We start from the raw sequence: 15,538 nt of genomic DNA, 5'->3' as shown, positions 1-15,538 counted from the left end.
CTCAGAGGTGTGGTGCGGGCAGCGGCGTGCCGGGTTGCATCAGATGCTCCCAACCCAACAGCAGCCCGGTAAGAATTAATTCGCGGTTAACGCCGGTAACGGTTATCAGCTGTTCGCGGGCGCGACAGAGCGTCCAGAGCATGGACTGCAAACGGACGACCGGCACCGCAGCCGCGATTGCCGCCACCTGCTGACGCCTGTCGTCATTGACCAGCACATGAGTGACCCCCTGATGCCATTTCAGGGCATCCAGCAGCAGCGCGCTCAGCCAGTGCAGACGCACCGCCGCACTTTCGTGATTCAGCGCCGCGAGCAGGCTGAGCCAGTTACCGCTTTGTAATACGCCATCGAGCGCGCTGTTCAGCGTATCTCGATCCTTCCACTGGTCGGATTCCAGCAGGGTCAACGCCGCGCCAGGCGCCCCGGCGCTCAGCCGCAAAGCCGCCCGCAGCGGCTCCTGCGGTAATGGATGCTCCCGTCCCAGCCAGGCGATGGCGAAAGCCTCATCCGGGGGAGCCAGGTGCCAGTACAGACAGCGACTACGCAACGTGGCGGGCAGCCGCTCCGGCTCCCGGCTACTCATCAGGAACCAGCAGTTTTCCGGCGGCTCCTCCAGGGTTTTCAGTAGCGCATTGGCCGCGGCTTCAGTCAGGGCATCGGCGTTGGGTAGCCAGACCACTCTGGCGCCGCCCATACGTGCGCGATCGTACAGCTTTTCGCACAGGGCGCGAACCGGCTCGATACCCAGCGCGCTTTTGCCCTTTTCCGGCTCCAGCACCCGATAGTCGGGATGCGTGCCCGCCTGCATTAACTGGCAGCCGTGGCAGTGACCACAGCTTTTGCTCCCTTCCGGATGCTGGCACATCAGCCAGCGGCTCAGGGCATAGTTCAGGGCATCGTCGCCCATCCCCGGCAGCGCATGCAGCAACAGTGCATGATGCCCTTTCCCCGCCTGGTAGCGGGCGACCAGACGATCGAAATGAGGGCGAAGCCAGGGATACCAGCGCATTACTGCTGCTCCTTCAACCATTTCGTGACAACGTCACTAATCTGCTGAATGACCTGCTCCAGCGGCTGAGTGGCATCGATCGTCATAATCCGCGGATCGGATTGCGCCAGCGCCAGATAGCGGTCACGGGTGCGATTAAAGAAATCCAGCGACTCCTGTTCAATGCGATCCAGCTCGCCGCGAGCCCGGGCGCGCTGCAGCCCCACTTCCGGCGTGACGTCGAGATAGAGCGTCAGATCCGGGGCGAAGTCGCCCAGCACCGCATCACGCAGGGTGTTAAGCAGTCCGGCATCAATGCCGCGCCCACCGCCCTGATAAGCCTGAGTTGAGAGATCGTGACGGTCGCCAACGACCCAGGCGCCGCGCGCCAGCGCCGGTTTAATCACGGTCTCCACCAGCTGTACCCGGGCAGCGTAAAACATCAGGACTTCGGCTTTATCGGTGATCGCTTCATCGCCCGAGGACTGGCAGTCCAGGGTCAGAGCACGCAGTTTCTCGGCCAGCGGCGTTCCACCCGGCTCGCGGGTAAACACTATGTCATCAATACCCTGAGCACGCAGTGTCTCCACCACTTTGTCACGGGCGGTCGTCTTACCGGCGCCTTCCAGCCCCTCAATCACGATAAATTTACTGGCCATCTTTGTCCCTGAGTGCATTCAGATAGTCACGCACCGACTTATTGTGGTCGCGCAGATTGGTATTAAAGGTGTGACCGCCTTTACCATCGGCCACGAAATAGAGATAAGGCGTTTTCGCCGGCTGAGCCGCCGCTTTCAGCGAGGCTTCGCCCGGCAGCGCGATAGCGCCCGGCGGCAGGCCGCCAATCACATAAGTATTATAGGGCGTGGGCCGCTCCAGGTCGCTGCGCGTCAGCCTGCCATTATAGCGCTCTCCCATGCCGTAAATCACAGTAGGATCGGTCTGCAGACGCATGCCAATACGCAGACGGTTGATAAAGACCGAGGCAACCCGGTCACGCTCGCCCGCGACCGCCGTCTCTTTTTCGATGATCGAGGCCATGGTCACCAACTGATTCTTATCTTTATAGGGAAGCCCTTCTTTACGCCCCTTCCAGGCCAGATCGACCGCCTCCACCATGCGCTGATGAGAGCGCTTAAGCAAGGCGACATCCGTGGTGCCGGCGGTATAGAGCCAGGTATCGGGATAGAACCAGCCTTCCACCTGTTCGGGATGTTCCAGCTTGAGCGCCTGCGCCAGAGTGGCGTAATCATCATCCTTCAGGGTGTGTTTAATGTACGGCGACTCGCGCAGGAGTTTCAGCAGATCGCTGACCCGGGAGCCCTCGACAAAGCGCAGCGGGAATTGCGCCTCTTTACCGCTCACCAGCAGGCCCAACATATCGGTAACCGTCATTTTCGGCGTCAGGCGATAGGTTCCCGCCTTGAAATGCGACAGCTCGGGCTTTACCCGCAGCAGCCACTGAAATACCCTGGGACGGGTTATCAACTTCTCATCGTAGAGCTGCTGGCCCAGCGCCGTACGCCCGGTTCCGGCTTTAAGAGTGAAGATCTTATCTTCCTTAAGATCCAGCGGCGTATGCGCCAGCTGCCGTACCTTCCACAGCCCCACGCCCGCCGCCATGCCCATTGCCACGGCCAGCAGCAGAATAAAACGCAACATCTTTTTCATAAATGACCGATTACTCACATCCCGGTAGTAAAAACTGATACAGTTCGCGGGAACTGTAGCGCCACTGTTCGGCCTGCTGCACCGGCAATACCGGCATCAACGCGTTACAGACCAGCACTTCATCTGCATTGGCCAGGGTTTCGGGTCGCTCACGAACTTCATGAATCTGCCACCCGGACGCCTCCAGCAGGCGCATAATTCGCTGACGCATGGTGCCATTCACCCCGGCGCGATCCAGCACGGGCGTAAAGACCGACGTTCCCTTACGCCAGAACAAATTAGCCGCACAGCATTCCGTAAGCCACCCGTCGCTGTCAAGCACCAGGGCCTCATCGGCCGTTGTCTGTTCAAGATGCGCGCGAATCAACACCTGCTCCAGACGGTTAAGATGCTTAATTCCCGCCAGCCAGGGGTTGCAGCCCAGCGGCACCGGACTGAGCGCCAGGCGGATACCCCGGTTGCGCCATGCCTCATAGTGCATGGGCCAGGGCGCCAGATGCAGCAAACGCGAGGGTCGATCGCAGCCGAGCGCGCTATATCCCCTTCCCCCCTCACCGCGGGTGATCATCACTTTAAGCGTCGCTCGCGCCTCTCCCTGCGCCAGCTCGCACATCTCCCGGGCCAGGATCTCTTCATCGGGCATCGGAATGCCAAGCCGTTCACAACCCTGCGCCAGACGCTTCAGATGGTCGTCAGCAAAACGGACCTTCCCATCCACAATTCGTGCAGTGGTAAAGCAGCCGTCACCGAACTGAGTCGCCCGGTCACTGGCCGCGATCTGCGTCTGCCATTCACCATTAATCAGCCACATAGGTGCTCCTTTACACGCCCAGGCAACAGGGTCTCAGGGTCAGGGGAATCGGGCAAGGGGGGAGTTCTGAGAAAGTGACAGGGCGGGCCTTAAACAAAAAAGCCCCTGAACGTGAATTCAGGGGCTTAGCGGAATCAGATCTTTTTGAAGATCAGAGAGCCGTTAGTACCACCAAAACCAAACGAGTTACACAGGGTGTACTCAAGGCCAGAGACCTGGCGCGCTTCGTGGGGCACGAAGTCCAGATCGCAGCCCTCGTCCGGATTATCGAGGTTGATGGTCGGTGGCACGGTCTGGTCGCGCAGAGCCAGGATAGAGTAGATAGACTCTACCGCGCCCGCAGCGCCCAGCAGGTGGCCGGTCATCGACTTGGTAGAGCTGACCATCACCTTCTTAGCCTGCGCGCCGAATACCGACTTCACCGCCTGAGCTTCCGCCAGATCGCCCGCCGGCGTGGAGGTGCCGTGCGCGTTAACATAGCCGATCTGCTCCGGGGTAATACCTGCATCACGCAGCGCATTCTGCATAGCCAGCGCGGCGCCAGCGCCGTTTTCCGGCGGCGACGTCATATGGTAAGCATCGCTGCTCATACCAAAGCCGACCAGTTCGCAGTAGATCTTCGCGCCGCGACGCTTCGCGTGCTCATACTCTTCCAGTATCAGGATACCGGCGCCGTCGCCAAGAACGAAACCATCGCGATCTTTATCCCACGGACGGCTCGCCGCCTGGGGATTATCGTTACGGGTAGAGAGTGCGCGCGCAGCGCCGAAGCCGCCTACGCCGAGCTGAGTACTGCCCTTCTCCGCACCGCCTGCCATCATCACGTCTGCATCGCCGTAAGCGATGATTCGTGCCGCATGGCCGATGTTATGCACACCGGAAGTACAGGCCGTAGCGATGGAGATGCTCGGACCGCGCAGACCAAACATAATGCTCAGGTGTCCGGCCACCATATTCACGATGGTGGAAGGCACGAAGAACGGACTGATTTTGCGCGGACCGCCTTTCATCAGCGCGGTGTGGTTCTCTTCAATCAGGCCTAAGCCGCCGATGCCCGAACCGATGGCAGCACCAATACGTGGCGCGTTCTCATCGGTCACGTTGAGGCCTGCGTCATGCATAGCCTGAACGCCGGCGACAATTCCATATTGAATGAAGCCATCCATCTTGCGCTGATCTTTACGCGAGATGAACTCTTCACAGTTAAAGTCCTTTACTAAGCCAGCAAATTGGGTTGCATAGGCGCTAGTATCAAAATAGTCGATGGGGCCGATGCCGCTCTGACCGGCTAGCAGAGTTGCCCAGTTGGACTCTACAGTATTGCCGACAGGAGACAACATGCCCAGTCCGGTCACAACTACACGACGCTTAGACACGCTTGTCCTCCAGGGAGGGAATTATTGACACGAGTGGGACAAAAAACAGAAAAAACTCAGGCGGTCGAGCGACCGCCTGGAGATGTTCACTTACGCCTGGTGGCCGTTGATGTAATCAATGGCTGCCTGAACGGTAGTGATCTTCTCAGCTTCTTCGTCCGGAATCTCAGTGTCAAACTCTTCTTCCAGAGCCATTACCAGCTCAACGGTGTCAAGAGAATCAGCGCCCAGATCTTCAACGAAGGAAGCATTGTTAGTCACTTCTTCCTGCTTAACGCCCAGCTGTTCGCCAATGATTTTCTTAACGCGTTCTTCGATAGTGCTCATACTCTTAAATTTCCTATCAAAACTCGCTTTCGCGATGGTTTTCGTAGTGTATAAAATGTTGAAAAAGTTGCAACTAAATCCCGGCTGGTCGAACCACGATTTTACGCTATTTTGCGTGCTTTCGCCCGCATAATGCAAATAAAAATATCGTCGATTAAACCATATACATTCCGCCATTGACGTGCAGGGTCTCACCAGTGATGTACCCTGCCTCGTCAGAGGCTAAAAATGCAACCGCGCTGGCGATTTCTTTTGGGTCGCCCAAGCGACCCGCCGGAACCTGCGCCAGAGTGCCAGCACGCTGATCGTCAGACAGCGCGCGAGTCATGTCCGTTTCAATAAAACCCGGAGCAACAACGTTCACAGTAATACCGCGCGACGCAACTTCACGCGCCAGCGATTTACTGAAGCCAATCAGCCCGGCCTTCGCCGCAGCGTAGTTAGCCTGACCGGCATTTCCCATGGTACCAACCACAGAACCGACAGTGATAATACGGCCATGACGTTTCTTCATCATAGCGCGCATTACCGCTTTTGACAGACGGAAAACAGATGACAGGTTGGTTTCGATAATATCGTTCCACTCGTCATCTTTCATACGCATCAGCAGGTTATCGCGAGTAATACCGGCATTATTCACCAGAATATCGACTTCGCCAAACCCTGCACGAATATTTTCCAGAACAGATTCTATAGATGCAGCATCGGTCACATTCAGCATCATGCCCTTGCCATGCTCGCCAAGATAATCGCTGATCGCCTGTGCGCCGCTTTCGCTGGTGGCGGTACCGATAACGGTCGCGCCGCGAGCCGCCAGGGTTTCAGCAATGGCACGCCCGATACCGCGGCTTGCGCCGGTCACCAGGGCGATTTTTCCTTCAAAACTCATGGTTGTCCTCGTTTTACTGTGCCAACGCCGCTGACAGCGCTTGCGGCTCATTAATGGCCGACGCGGTCAGGGTATCAACAATACGTTTCGTCAGGCCGGTCAGAACTTTGCCCGGGCCCACTTCGTACAGCTGGCTAACGCCCTGCGCCGCCATAAATTCCACGCTTTTCGTCCACTGAACCGGGCTGTAGAGCTGGCGGACCAGCGCATCGCGAATCGCCTCGGGCGTGGTTTCGCACTTCACGTCCACGTTGTTAACGATCGGGACTTCAGGCGCACTGAACGCTATTTTCGTCAGCTCCAGCGCCATTTTTTCCGCTGCGGGCTTCATCAGCGCGCAGTGGGAAGGCACGCTCACCGGCAGCGGCAGCGCACGCTTGGCGCCAGCAGCTTTACAGGCGACACCCGCGCGCTCTACGGCCTCTTTGTGGCCGGCAATCACCACCTGCCCCGGCGAGTTGTAGTTGACCGGAGAAACCACCTGCCCCTGGGCCGCTTCTTCACAGGCTTTGGCAATGGCGTCATCGTCCAGACCGATAATCGCCGCCATAGCGCCAGTGCCTTCCGGTACGGCTTCCTGCATCAGCTTACCGCGCAGTTCCACCAGACGCACCGCGTCCGCAAAAGCGATCACGCCCGCGCAGACCAGGGCGGAGTATTCGCCCAGGCTATGACCGGCCATCAGCGCAGGCGTTTTACCACCCTGCTTCTGCCAGACACGCCATAGCGCCACAGAGGCGGTCAGCAGCGCCGGCTGGGTCTGCCAGGTTTTGTTCAGCTCTTCTGCAGGACCTTCCTGAGTGAGCTTCCAGAGATCGTAGCCCAGAGCGTCAGAAGCTTCACGGAAAGTCGCTTCAATCTCCGGGTAGTCGGCCGCCATGGCAGACAGCATCCCCACGGTCTGAGAGCCCTGTCCCGGAAAGACAAATGCAAATTGCGTCATGTTTTTAATCCTTATTAATCAAAAACGAACCAGTGCCGAGCCCCAGGTAAAGCCACCGCCGAACGCTTCAAGCAGCAGCAGCTGACCGGGTTTGATTCGCCCGTCGCGAACGGCTTCGTCCAGCGCCGCAGGCACTGATGCCGCAGAGGTATTGCCGTGTCGGTCGAGCGTAACCACCACGTTATCCATCGACATACCGAGCTTTTTGGCCGTCGCGCCAATAATACGCAGGTTAGCCTGGTGCGGAACCAGCCAGTCGAGATCGCTACGGTCAAGATTGTTGGCCTTCAGCGTCTCATCAACGATATGGGCCAGCTCGGTCACGGCAACTTTAAAGACTTCGTTACCCGCCATGGTGAGATAAATCGGATTTTCCGGATTCACGCGATCGGCGTTAGGCAGGGCCAGCAGCGAGCCGTAGCTGCCATCGGCATGCAGGTGAGTAGAGATGATGCCAGGCTCTTCAGAGGCGCCAAGCACCACGGCACCCGCGCCGTCGCCGAAGATAATAATCGTGCCGCGATCGGCTGGATCGCAGGTACGCGCCAGCACGTCTGAGCCGATCACCAGCGCACGCTTCGCCGCGCCGTTTTTCACATACTGATCGGCAATGCTCAGCGCATAAGTAAAGCCTGCGCAGGCTGCAGCTACGTCAAAAGCCGGGCAGCCTTTAATCTCCAGCATCGCCTGAATCTGGCAGGCCGCACTGGGAAATGCATGGGTGGAAGAGGTGGTGGCGACAATAATCAGGTCGATCTCTTCTTTGTTAACGCCAGCCATCTCAAGGGCGCGCAATGCGGCCTGATGACCCATAGTCGCCACGGTTTCGTCAGCGGCGGCGATACGACGTTCACGAATACCCGTACGGGTGACAATCCACTCGTCGGAAGTCTCCACCATTTTTTCCAGATCGGCGTTAGTACGCACCTGGCCGGGCAGGTAGCTGCCGGTGCCTATAATCTTTGTATACATGTACGCTCAGTCACTCTCGGGTAATACAGATTCCAGGCAAGCGGCGATTCGCTGAGGAACCTGCCGCTGCACCGCCTGCACTGCCTGTTCAATCGCGACCTCAAACGCTCGCTGATTGGCCGCACCATGGCTCTTAATCACGGTGCCGCGCAATCCTAACAGACAGGCGCCATTATACTGGTCGGGGTTGAGGTGACTGAATCGCCTTGCCAGCTTCTTTTGTAACCAATGCTTAAGCAAACGCAGCCACCACGACCGCCCTTTCTTCTCTTCCTGCGATTTCAGCAGAGAGAGAAACATTCTGACAACACCTTCCATCGTCTTGAGCGTAACGTTTCCGACAAAACCGTCACAGACCAGCACGTCGGTCTTTCCCGTCAGTAGCTCGTTAGCTTCAAGATAGCCAATATAGTTCAGCCCGGGCAGGGTTTTTAACAGCGCCGCTGCATCGCGAATGCTATCGAGACCCTTAGTCTCTTCTTCACCGATGTTCAGCAACGCCACTCTTGGCTCAGGGATCCCCAGTACCTCTTCAGCCATCACGGACCCCATGATGGCGAACTGTACCAGCATGGTACTGTCGCAGGCGACATTCGCGCCCAAATCCAGCACCACCGTTTTACCTTTACGCTGATTCGGCAATACCGACATCAGCGCCGGCCGCTCGATCCCCTCCAGCGGTTTAAGCAACAATTTCGCCAGGCCCATCAGCGCACCGGTATTCCCGGCACTGACGCAGGCCTGCGCTCTGCCCTCTTTAACCAGTTCCAGCGCCACTCGCATAGAAGTTCCGCGACTGTTGCGCAGAGCCTGCGAAGGGCGTGCATCACTGGCCACAACCGATTCCGCCGCAATAATATGCAGACGCGAACGCTGCCCGAAATCGGCTCTGGCAAGTAATGGCGTGATAGCGTCGGGGTCACCGACAAGCAGAAGGTGCAGTTGAGTATTAGTACTCAGTGCCTGCAGGGCTGCAGGCACTGTAACGGCGGGGCCATGATCCCCGCCCATGGCATCTAACGCCAGCGTTAGATCGGTCAAGATATCGCCGGATTACTTAGCGATAACCTTGCGACCGCGGTAGAAACCGTCGGCAGTAACATGGTGACGCAGGTGAGTCTCACCGGAAGTCTTGTCTACAGACACAGTGGCGGTGGTCAGGGCATCGTGAGAACGACGCATGCCACGCTTGGAACGGGTTGGTTTATTCTGTTGTACGGCCATGGACCTTACTCCTCAATTACTTACGCTTTAAACTGGCTAATACGGCAAATGGGTTTGGCTTTTGCGCCTCATCAGGCAGTTCACCAAAGACCATGTCCGCCTCGGACACTTCACAGTGTTCAGAATCATGCACCGGAACCACCGGCAGGGAGAGGATGATTTCATCTTCTACCAATGCCCGCAGATCGATTTCACCGAATTCGTTAACCTCAATCGGATCATACGCTTCCGGCAGTGCTTCGGCCTGTTCGTCGTTAACAACCGGGCTGAAACACCAGGTCGCGTGAACCTGATGCGTAAACGGCTGGCCGCAGCGCTGGCAGCTTAGCGTTACCGTAACATCGGCATGGCCGGTGATAACAGCAAGGCGCTGGCTGTCGATAGCAAACGACATCGCACATTCAACATCACTGTCCACACTGACGACGGATTCGGCCACACGCTCCGCCTGTTCAGGCGTGTAGATGCCAAGATAGTCGAGGCGTTTCTGAGCGGTACGAACCGGATCCAGAGTCAGGGGTAATTTTACCTTTTGCATAGGGCGCGCATATTAACTTTGTAACGTCACGGAGTCAAAGGAAAAGGCGGAGCGGCCCTTCCTTTTGCTATTAATTCGCGCAAGCGCGAGTCCTCAGTTTAAAATGAAGGCCATCTATTCGCTATTTATAAACGGTAAAAAAGATGTCATCCGTCGTGCTTGCCTCCACCTCCCCGTTTCGCCGAATGCTGCTGGAAAAACTGGGCATCCCCTTTATTAGCGCCGCTCCCGAGGTCGATGAAACGCCAGTGCCTGGCGAATCGGCCCGTCAGTTGGTGACCCGACTGGCGCAGGCCAAGGCTCAGGCGCTGGCGGAACGCTATCCTGAGCATCTGATTATCGGCTCCGACCAGGTGTGCGTGCTGGACGGTGAAATCGCCGGTAAGCCCCACACTACCGAACGGGCCGTGGCGCAGTTGAAGCAGGCCAGCGGCCATATTGTGACCTTCTATACCGGTCTGGCGCTCTATAACAGCGCTAACGGCCAGTTGCAAATCGAGTGCGAGCCTTTCGACGTACACTTTCGTCATCTGACGGAAGCGGAGATTCAGCGCTATGTGGAACGGGAGCAGCCCCTGAACTGTGCGGGGAGCTTTAAAAGCGAGGGGCTGGGAATTGCGCTGTTCGAAAAACTGGACGGTCGGGATCCCAATACCCTGGTGGGACTGCCGCTGATTGCGCTGTGTCGGATGCTAATTAATGAGGGGCGCAACCCGCTGGGCTGACCCCGTTATCGGTCAGGCGCCGCGCCGTAGCACCTTCAGGCAATGTCGGAGTTGCTCATCCATCGGCGCCTCTACCCGCATCACTTCACCACTCTTCGGATGCGTGAAACGCAGCGCCGCGGCATGCAGAAACAGACGATTCAACCCGGTATCCCCTAACTGCCTGTCGAAGTCGCGATCGCCATAGCGATCGTCAAAGGCAATAGGATGCCCTGCATGCAGCGTGTGAACGCGAATCTGGTGGGTACGTCCGGTCACCGGGCTACAGCGCACCAGGGTAGCAAACGCATAGCGCTCTTCCACCTTAAAGCGAGTTTCCGACGGCTTGCCCTCCTGACTCACCCGCACGATACGCTCACCGCTCTGCAGCATGTTCTTCAGCAACGGGGCCCGCACCGCCTTAACGTGGGACTGCCAGTGGCCGCGAACCAGCGCCAGGTAATCCTTCTGCATCCCCTTTTCGCGCAGTTGCTCATGCAGCGAACGCAGCGCGGACCGCTTCTTGGCTACCAGCAGTACGCCGGAGGTATCCCTGTCAAGGCGGTGGACCAACTCCAGGAAACGGGCTTCCGGACGCAGCGCCCGCAGCCCTTCGATCACGCCGAAGCTCAAACCGCTGCCGCCGTGCACCGCAGTTCCCGACGGCTTATTCAACACCAGAATATGTTCATCTTCATAAATAATGGCGTCGTTAAGCGCGGCCACTTTATCCAGATGCGGCGACAGCGCCGCCTCTTCGCGTTCCGCCACGCGCACCGGTGGAATGCGAACCTCATCCCCCGCCGCCAGCTTATATTCCGGCTTAATACGTTTCTTATTTACCCGCACCTCACCTTTACGCAAAATGCGGTAGATCATGCTCTTCGGCACCCCTTTAAGCTGGGTGCGCAAAAAATTATCGATACGTTGCCCCGCTTCGTCGGCGGAGATGGCAACTATTTTTACGGATGGCGTCTCTGTTTTCATGGTCGGCGATTCTAATTATCGTCAGGGATTCGCGCCACTCATTTTTATCAGCCTATACTTATCATCAAGCCAGCTTTAAACAGCGAAACCGCCGTTTTTGTACGTTATTACAGCAACCAAAATGGCCCGGTTAAAAAACTGTGAGAAAGCCGGTGATAAAAGGCAAAAGTCATCTTGCTATAACGCGGTTAGCAGTGGAATAATGTCGCAGATTTCCGCTCTGATACTTTGTTATAACAAGAAGTTTTGCGGAATTACCCATTTTGTCTGAGCGTTCATCCACGCAGCAATGGCGTAAGACGTTATGAACTTTCAGACAGTTACGGGCTGCGGGTTGCAGACCTTACCGGTATACGGAATCTTCTCTGGCGAAACCAATCCAGGCTGTTCCCAAGGACTAATTGCGCTGCTTTTCCGGTTGAAAAGCAGGCTACCGATACTTTGCGCCTCATAGCACGCGACAACCGGGAGGTTGACGGCGATGCTCACTAGTCACGAGGCCATCGGTTCTTATCCGGCGAGTCGTCCCATGCCCGCAGCTCTGTCACTAATGCAAGAATAATGAGTTAGTTACGATGAAAAGAATGTTAATTAACGCAACTCAGCAGGAAGAGTTGCGTGTTGCCCTGGTCGACGGGCAGCGTCTGTACGACCTGGACATCGAAAGCCCGGGGCATGAACAGAAAAAAGCGAACATCTACAAAGGCAAGATCACCCGCATAGAACCCAGCCTGGAAGCGGCATTCGTCGACTATGGCGCCGAACGTCATGGCTTCCTTCCTCTCAAAGAGATCTCCCGCGAATACTTCCCCAGCAACTACTCTGCACATGGTCGTCCCAACATTAAGGATGTACTGCGTGAAGGTCAGGAAGTGATCGTCCAGATTGATAAAGAAGAGCGTGGCAACAAAGGGGCCGCGCTGACCACCTTTATCAGCCTGGCGGGCAGCTATCTGGTGCTGATGCCGAACAACCCTCGCGCTGGCGGCATTTCGCGCCGTATCGAAGGCGATGACCGCACCGAGCTTAAAGAGGCGCTGGCGTCTCTGGAAGTGCCGGACGGCATGGGGCTTATCGTTCGTACCGCAGGGGTCGGCAAATCCGCCGAAGCGCTGCAGTGGGACTTAAGCTTTCGCCTTAAGCACTGGGAAGCGATTAAAAAGGCCGCCGAAAGCCGCCCTGCTCCCTTCCTGATTCACCAGGAAAGCAACGTTATCGTGCGTGCATTCCGCGACTATCTGCGCCAGGATATTGGCGAGATTCTGATCGATAACCCGAAAGTGCTGGAGCTGGCGCGTCAGCATATCGCCGCGCTGGGCCGCCCCGATTTCAGCAGCAAAATCAAGCTGTATACCGGCGAAATCCCGCTGTTCAGCCATTATCAGATCGAGTCCCAGATTGAGTCCGCCTTCCAGCGCGAAGTGCGTCTGCCTTCCGGCGGCTCTATCGTTATCGATACCACCGAAGCGCTCACCGCTATCGATATCAACTCCGCACGCGCCACACGCGGCGGCGATATCGAAGAGACCGCCTTCAACACCAACCTGGAAGCGGCCGACGAGATCGCCCGTCAGTTGCGTCTGCGTGACCTTGGCGGCCTGATTGTTATCGACTTTATCGATATGACGCCGGTACGCCATCAGCGCGCCGTTGAAAACCGCCTGCGCGAAGCCGTGCGTCAGGACCGTGCCCGAATTCAGATCAGCCATATCTCCCGCTTTGGTCTGCTGGAGATGTCGCGTCAGCGTCTTAGCCCTTCCCTGGGCGAGTCCAGTCACCATGTGTGCCCACGCTGTAGCGGTACCGGCACCATCCGTGACAACGAATCGCTGTCGCTCTCCATCCTGCGTCTGATCGAAGAAGAGGCGCTGAAGGAGAACACCAAAGAGGTGCACGCCATCGTTCCGGTGCCCATCGCCTCTTATCTACTTAATGAAAAACGCGAAGCGGTTCACGCTATCGAAAAACGTCAGGGCGGCGTGCGCTGCGTCATCGTTCCGAGCGATCAGATGCAGACCCCGCACTACTCGGTACTGCGGGTACGCAGCGGCGAAGAGACCAATACGCTGAGCTACAAGCTGCCTAAACTGCATGAAGAAGAGATGGCCATGCCGTCCGCCGATGATTTCCCGGAGCGACGCGCCCCTGAGCAACCTGCGCTGGCCGCGTTTGTGATGCCGGAGGTACCGCCTCTGCCGAGCGAGCCGACCCCGACTGCCGCACCTATCCAGCCTCAGGCTACGGCGGCTGCCGCTGTCGCCACGCCGGGTCTGGTTAGCCGTCTGTTCGGCGCGCTGAAGAAAGTCTTCGCCGGTGAGCCGGAAGCGGAAGCCCCGGCCCAACAGGTCGAGGAAGCGCCGAAGAAATCCGAAGGCCGTCCGGATCGCCGTAACAATAACCGCCGTCAGAACAACAATCGCCGCGACCGGGGCGATCGTAACGAGCGCGGCAATCGTGACAGCCGCGATCGTGATAACCGCGAAGCTCGCGACAACCGCGACAATCGTGAAAATCGCGAGGAAAACCGCCGTAATCGCCGTCAGGCGCAGCAGCAGAATGCCGATACCCAGAAGACGCAGACTGCGGCAGATGCCGGTGAAGGCGAGAAGAACCGCGAGCCGCGTCGCGAACGCAACCGTCGCCGTAACAACGACGAGAAGCGTCAGACCCAGCAGGAAGCCAAAGTCGTAGAGCAGCAGGTGGAAAAGCAGGCCGAAACGGTCAGCGACGCCACCAGCGAAGAGCGTAAGGAAGAGCGCGTGCAGGTGATGCCGCGTCGTAAACAGCGCCAGCTGAGCCAGAAGGTCCGTATCACCGATGGCGCCGAAGACATCGCCATGGCGAATGACACCCAGTCTGGCACCGAAGTTGCGACTATTCCGTTGCCGGCCGTTGTCGAAGGCGAAACCGCGAAAGCGGCTGAAAAACCGGAAGAGCAGCGCAGTGAGGCGGGTGAGGAAAATACCGACGGCCGCAACGAGAATAACGCAGGTATGCCGCGTCGTTCTCGTCGTTCTCCGCGTCATCTGCGGGTTAGCGGTCAGCGTCGTCGCCGTTATCGTGACGAACGTTACCCGAGCCAGTCGCCGATGCCGATCGCCACAGGCTGCGCTTCTCCGGAGCTGGCATCCGGTAAGGTATGGATCAGCTATCCGGTGAACCGCGCTCAAGAGCAGGAGCTGCCGGAACAGCATACCCATTCCGATCAGCCGATTATCCCGCCGGTTCATCCGCAGAGCGAAACCGATGCGCAGCCGCAGGCTGTCGTACCAGAGCAGCCGATCGTGAAGACCGAGCATCCGGAAGCGATCGCTACCCCGGTGGACGAAGCGCCGCAGCTGATTGCCGAACGCGATGAAGCGACCGCTGAGCGGATTGCCGAAGAGGCTATTCCGGCTGAAGAACACGAGCCGCCGATGACGGCGGGTGGTAAACCTGCGAAGATCGTACCGCGTCAGGACGAAGTGCCTGCGCCGGTTGCAGAGCCGCAGCCGGAAATCGTCGAGCCGTCTGAAGTTATCGCTCAGGCCGACGCTGAAGAGCAGCCTCAGGTTGAAGAGCAGCCGGAAGCCGTTGTCGAACCGCAGTCTCCGGTTGAAGAGCAGCCGCAGGCAGAACCGCAGCCGCAGGTTGAGGAAACCGCCGAGCCGGCGCCGGAAGTTCAGGCAGAACCAGAGGTTCAGGTAGCCCCACAGCCTGTCGCCACATCGGTAGATGAGACGGCAAGCCGTCACGCCAGCGCTCCAATGAGCCGCGCACCGGCCCCGACCTGGGTGCCAGAGCCGCCGCGTCACAGCGACTGGGTGCGTCCAGCCTTTAACTTTAGCGGTAAGGGCTCTGCGGGTGGCCATAGCGCTACCCATCAGGCTACCGCCCCGGCGGGTAAACCGCAGCAGTAAGCCTGGCCTTAGCCGATAAAAGCCGACCCTTATGGGTCGGCTTTTTTTATTGCCATTAAGAAACAGCCTGGTGTGATCGCTTTATTTATCGCATCACCAGGCTCCTCATTTCTTTTTTTACCCGCCAGCCCCACTATCTTGCCCCCTGCAGGATCGCCAGTGATAAAAAAACCCGGTCAGCACAGGCTGACCGGGTCCGATTAGTGAAA

At 57.8% G+C, this 15,538-nt stretch carries 15 protein-coding genes; 2 read left to right on the top strand and 13 right to left on the bottom strand.

Going from position 1 to position 15,538, the window contains the following annotated elements; all coding sequences use genetic code 11:
- Window position 1 precedes the first annotated feature (1 nt).
- The 12 genes from holB to yceD all read right to left on the bottom strand — a co-directional run bounded on the left by holB (window position 2) and on the right by yceD (window position 9,739).
- Window positions 2–1,009: a DNA polymerase III subunit delta' gene (gene holB / locus SCU88_RS09615; protein WP_138097056.1), complete on the bottom strand. Its 1,008-nt coding sequence runs from the start codon at window positions 1,007–1,009 to the stop codon at window positions 2–4.
- The gene (gene tmk / locus SCU88_RS09610) at window positions 1,009–1,647 is read right to left on the bottom strand and encodes a dTMP kinase (RefSeq protein ID WP_175339866.1); all 639 of its coding nucleotides are present in this window, start codon (window positions 1,645–1,647) and stop codon (window positions 1,009–1,011) included. The genes holB and tmk overlap by 1 nt, the downstream gene beginning before the upstream one ends.
- Complete coding sequence (yceG, locus tag SCU88_RS09605) at window positions 1,637–2,659, bottom strand: cell division protein YceG (protein ID WP_175339865.1); 1,023 nt, start codon at window positions 2,657–2,659, stop codon at window positions 1,637–1,639. The genes tmk and yceG overlap by 11 nt, the downstream gene beginning before the upstream one ends.
- A 10-nt stretch (window positions 2,660–2,669) precedes the next feature.
- On the bottom strand, window positions 2,670–3,470 hold the full coding sequence (gene pabC, locus SCU88_RS09600) for an aminodeoxychorismate lyase (RefSeq protein ID WP_138097051.1): 801 nt from the start codon (window positions 3,468–3,470) through the stop codon (window positions 2,670–2,672).
- A 134-nt stretch (window positions 3,471–3,604) separates the two neighbouring features.
- Window positions 3,605–4,846 carry a beta-ketoacyl-ACP synthase II gene (gene fabF / locus SCU88_RS09595; protein ID WP_138097049.1) on the bottom strand — a complete coding sequence of 414 codons (1,242 nt, stop codon included), beginning with the start codon at window positions 4,844–4,846 and terminating at the stop codon, window positions 3,605–3,607.
- A 90-nt stretch (window positions 4,847–4,936) separates the two neighbouring features.
- Window positions 4,937–5,173: an acyl carrier protein gene (acpP, locus tag SCU88_RS09590; protein WP_000103754.1), complete on the bottom strand. Its 237-nt coding sequence runs from the start codon at window positions 5,171–5,173 to the stop codon at window positions 4,937–4,939.
- Window positions 5,174–5,327: 154 nt separating this feature from the next.
- Window positions 5,328–6,062, bottom strand: a complete 735-nt coding sequence (gene fabG, locus SCU88_RS09585) for a 3-oxoacyl-ACP reductase FabG (protein WP_175339864.1) — start codon at window positions 6,060–6,062, stop codon at window positions 5,328–5,330.
- A gap of 13 nt (window positions 6,063–6,075) precedes the next feature.
- On the bottom strand, window positions 6,076–7,005 hold the full coding sequence (fabD, locus tag SCU88_RS09580) for an ACP S-malonyltransferase (protein WP_175339863.1): 930 nt from the start codon (window positions 7,003–7,005) through the stop codon (window positions 6,076–6,078).
- A gap of 18 nt (window positions 7,006–7,023) precedes the next feature.
- A complete protein-coding gene (locus SCU88_RS09575; protein ID WP_175339862.1) occupies window positions 7,024–7,977 on the bottom strand; it encodes a beta-ketoacyl-ACP synthase III in 954 nt (317 codons plus the stop codon).
- Window positions 7,978–7,983: 6 nt separating this feature from the next.
- Window positions 7,984–9,018 (bottom strand): phosphate acyltransferase PlsX, encoded by a 1,035-nt coding sequence (gene plsX / locus SCU88_RS09570; RefSeq protein ID WP_138097041.1) that lies wholly within the window; start codon window positions 9,016–9,018, stop codon window positions 7,984–7,986.
- A gap of 12 nt (window positions 9,019–9,030) precedes the next feature.
- A complete protein-coding gene (gene rpmF / locus SCU88_RS09565; protein WP_138097039.1) occupies window positions 9,031–9,201 on the bottom strand; it encodes a 50S ribosomal protein L32 in 171 nt (56 codons plus the stop codon).
- Between the two features lie 16 nt (window positions 9,202–9,217).
- On the bottom strand, window positions 9,218–9,739 hold the full coding sequence (gene yceD / locus SCU88_RS09560; RefSeq protein WP_138097037.1) for a 23S rRNA accumulation protein YceD: 522 nt from the start codon (window positions 9,737–9,739) through the stop codon (window positions 9,218–9,220).
- Between the two features lie 143 nt (window positions 9,740–9,882).
- Here yceD and SCU88_RS09555 point away from each other — a divergent pair, with 143 nt between their 5' ends.
- A complete protein-coding gene (locus tag SCU88_RS09555) occupies window positions 9,883–10,464 on the top strand; it encodes a Maf family nucleotide pyrophosphatase (RefSeq protein WP_175339861.1) in 582 nt (193 codons plus the stop codon).
- 12 nt (window positions 10,465–10,476) lie between these two features.
- Here SCU88_RS09555 and rluC read toward each other — a convergent pair whose 3' ends face one another.
- A complete protein-coding gene (gene rluC, locus SCU88_RS09550; protein WP_138097033.1) occupies window positions 10,477–11,430 on the bottom strand; it encodes a 23S rRNA pseudouridine(955/2504/2580) synthase RluC in 954 nt (317 codons plus the stop codon).
- Window positions 11,431–12,005: 575 nt separating this feature from the next.
- On the opposite strand from rluC, the gene rne reads away from it, so the two are divergent.
- The gene (rne, locus tag SCU88_RS09545) at window positions 12,006–15,329 is read left to right on the top strand and encodes a ribonuclease E (RefSeq protein ID WP_175339860.1); all 3,324 of its coding nucleotides are present in this window, start codon (window positions 12,006–12,008) and stop codon (window positions 15,327–15,329) included.
- The last annotated feature ends 209 nt before the right edge of the window (window positions 15,330–15,538 follow it).

The sequence above is a fragment of the Jejuibacter sp. L23 genome (assembly GCF_050815825.1).
Lineage (GTDB): Bacteria > Pseudomonadota > Gammaproteobacteria > Enterobacterales > Enterobacteriaceae > Jejubacter > Jejubacter calystegiae.
The sequence above is the reverse complement of the archived record's forward strand: the minus strand, read 5'-3'. Positions and strand labels throughout refer to the sequence as shown.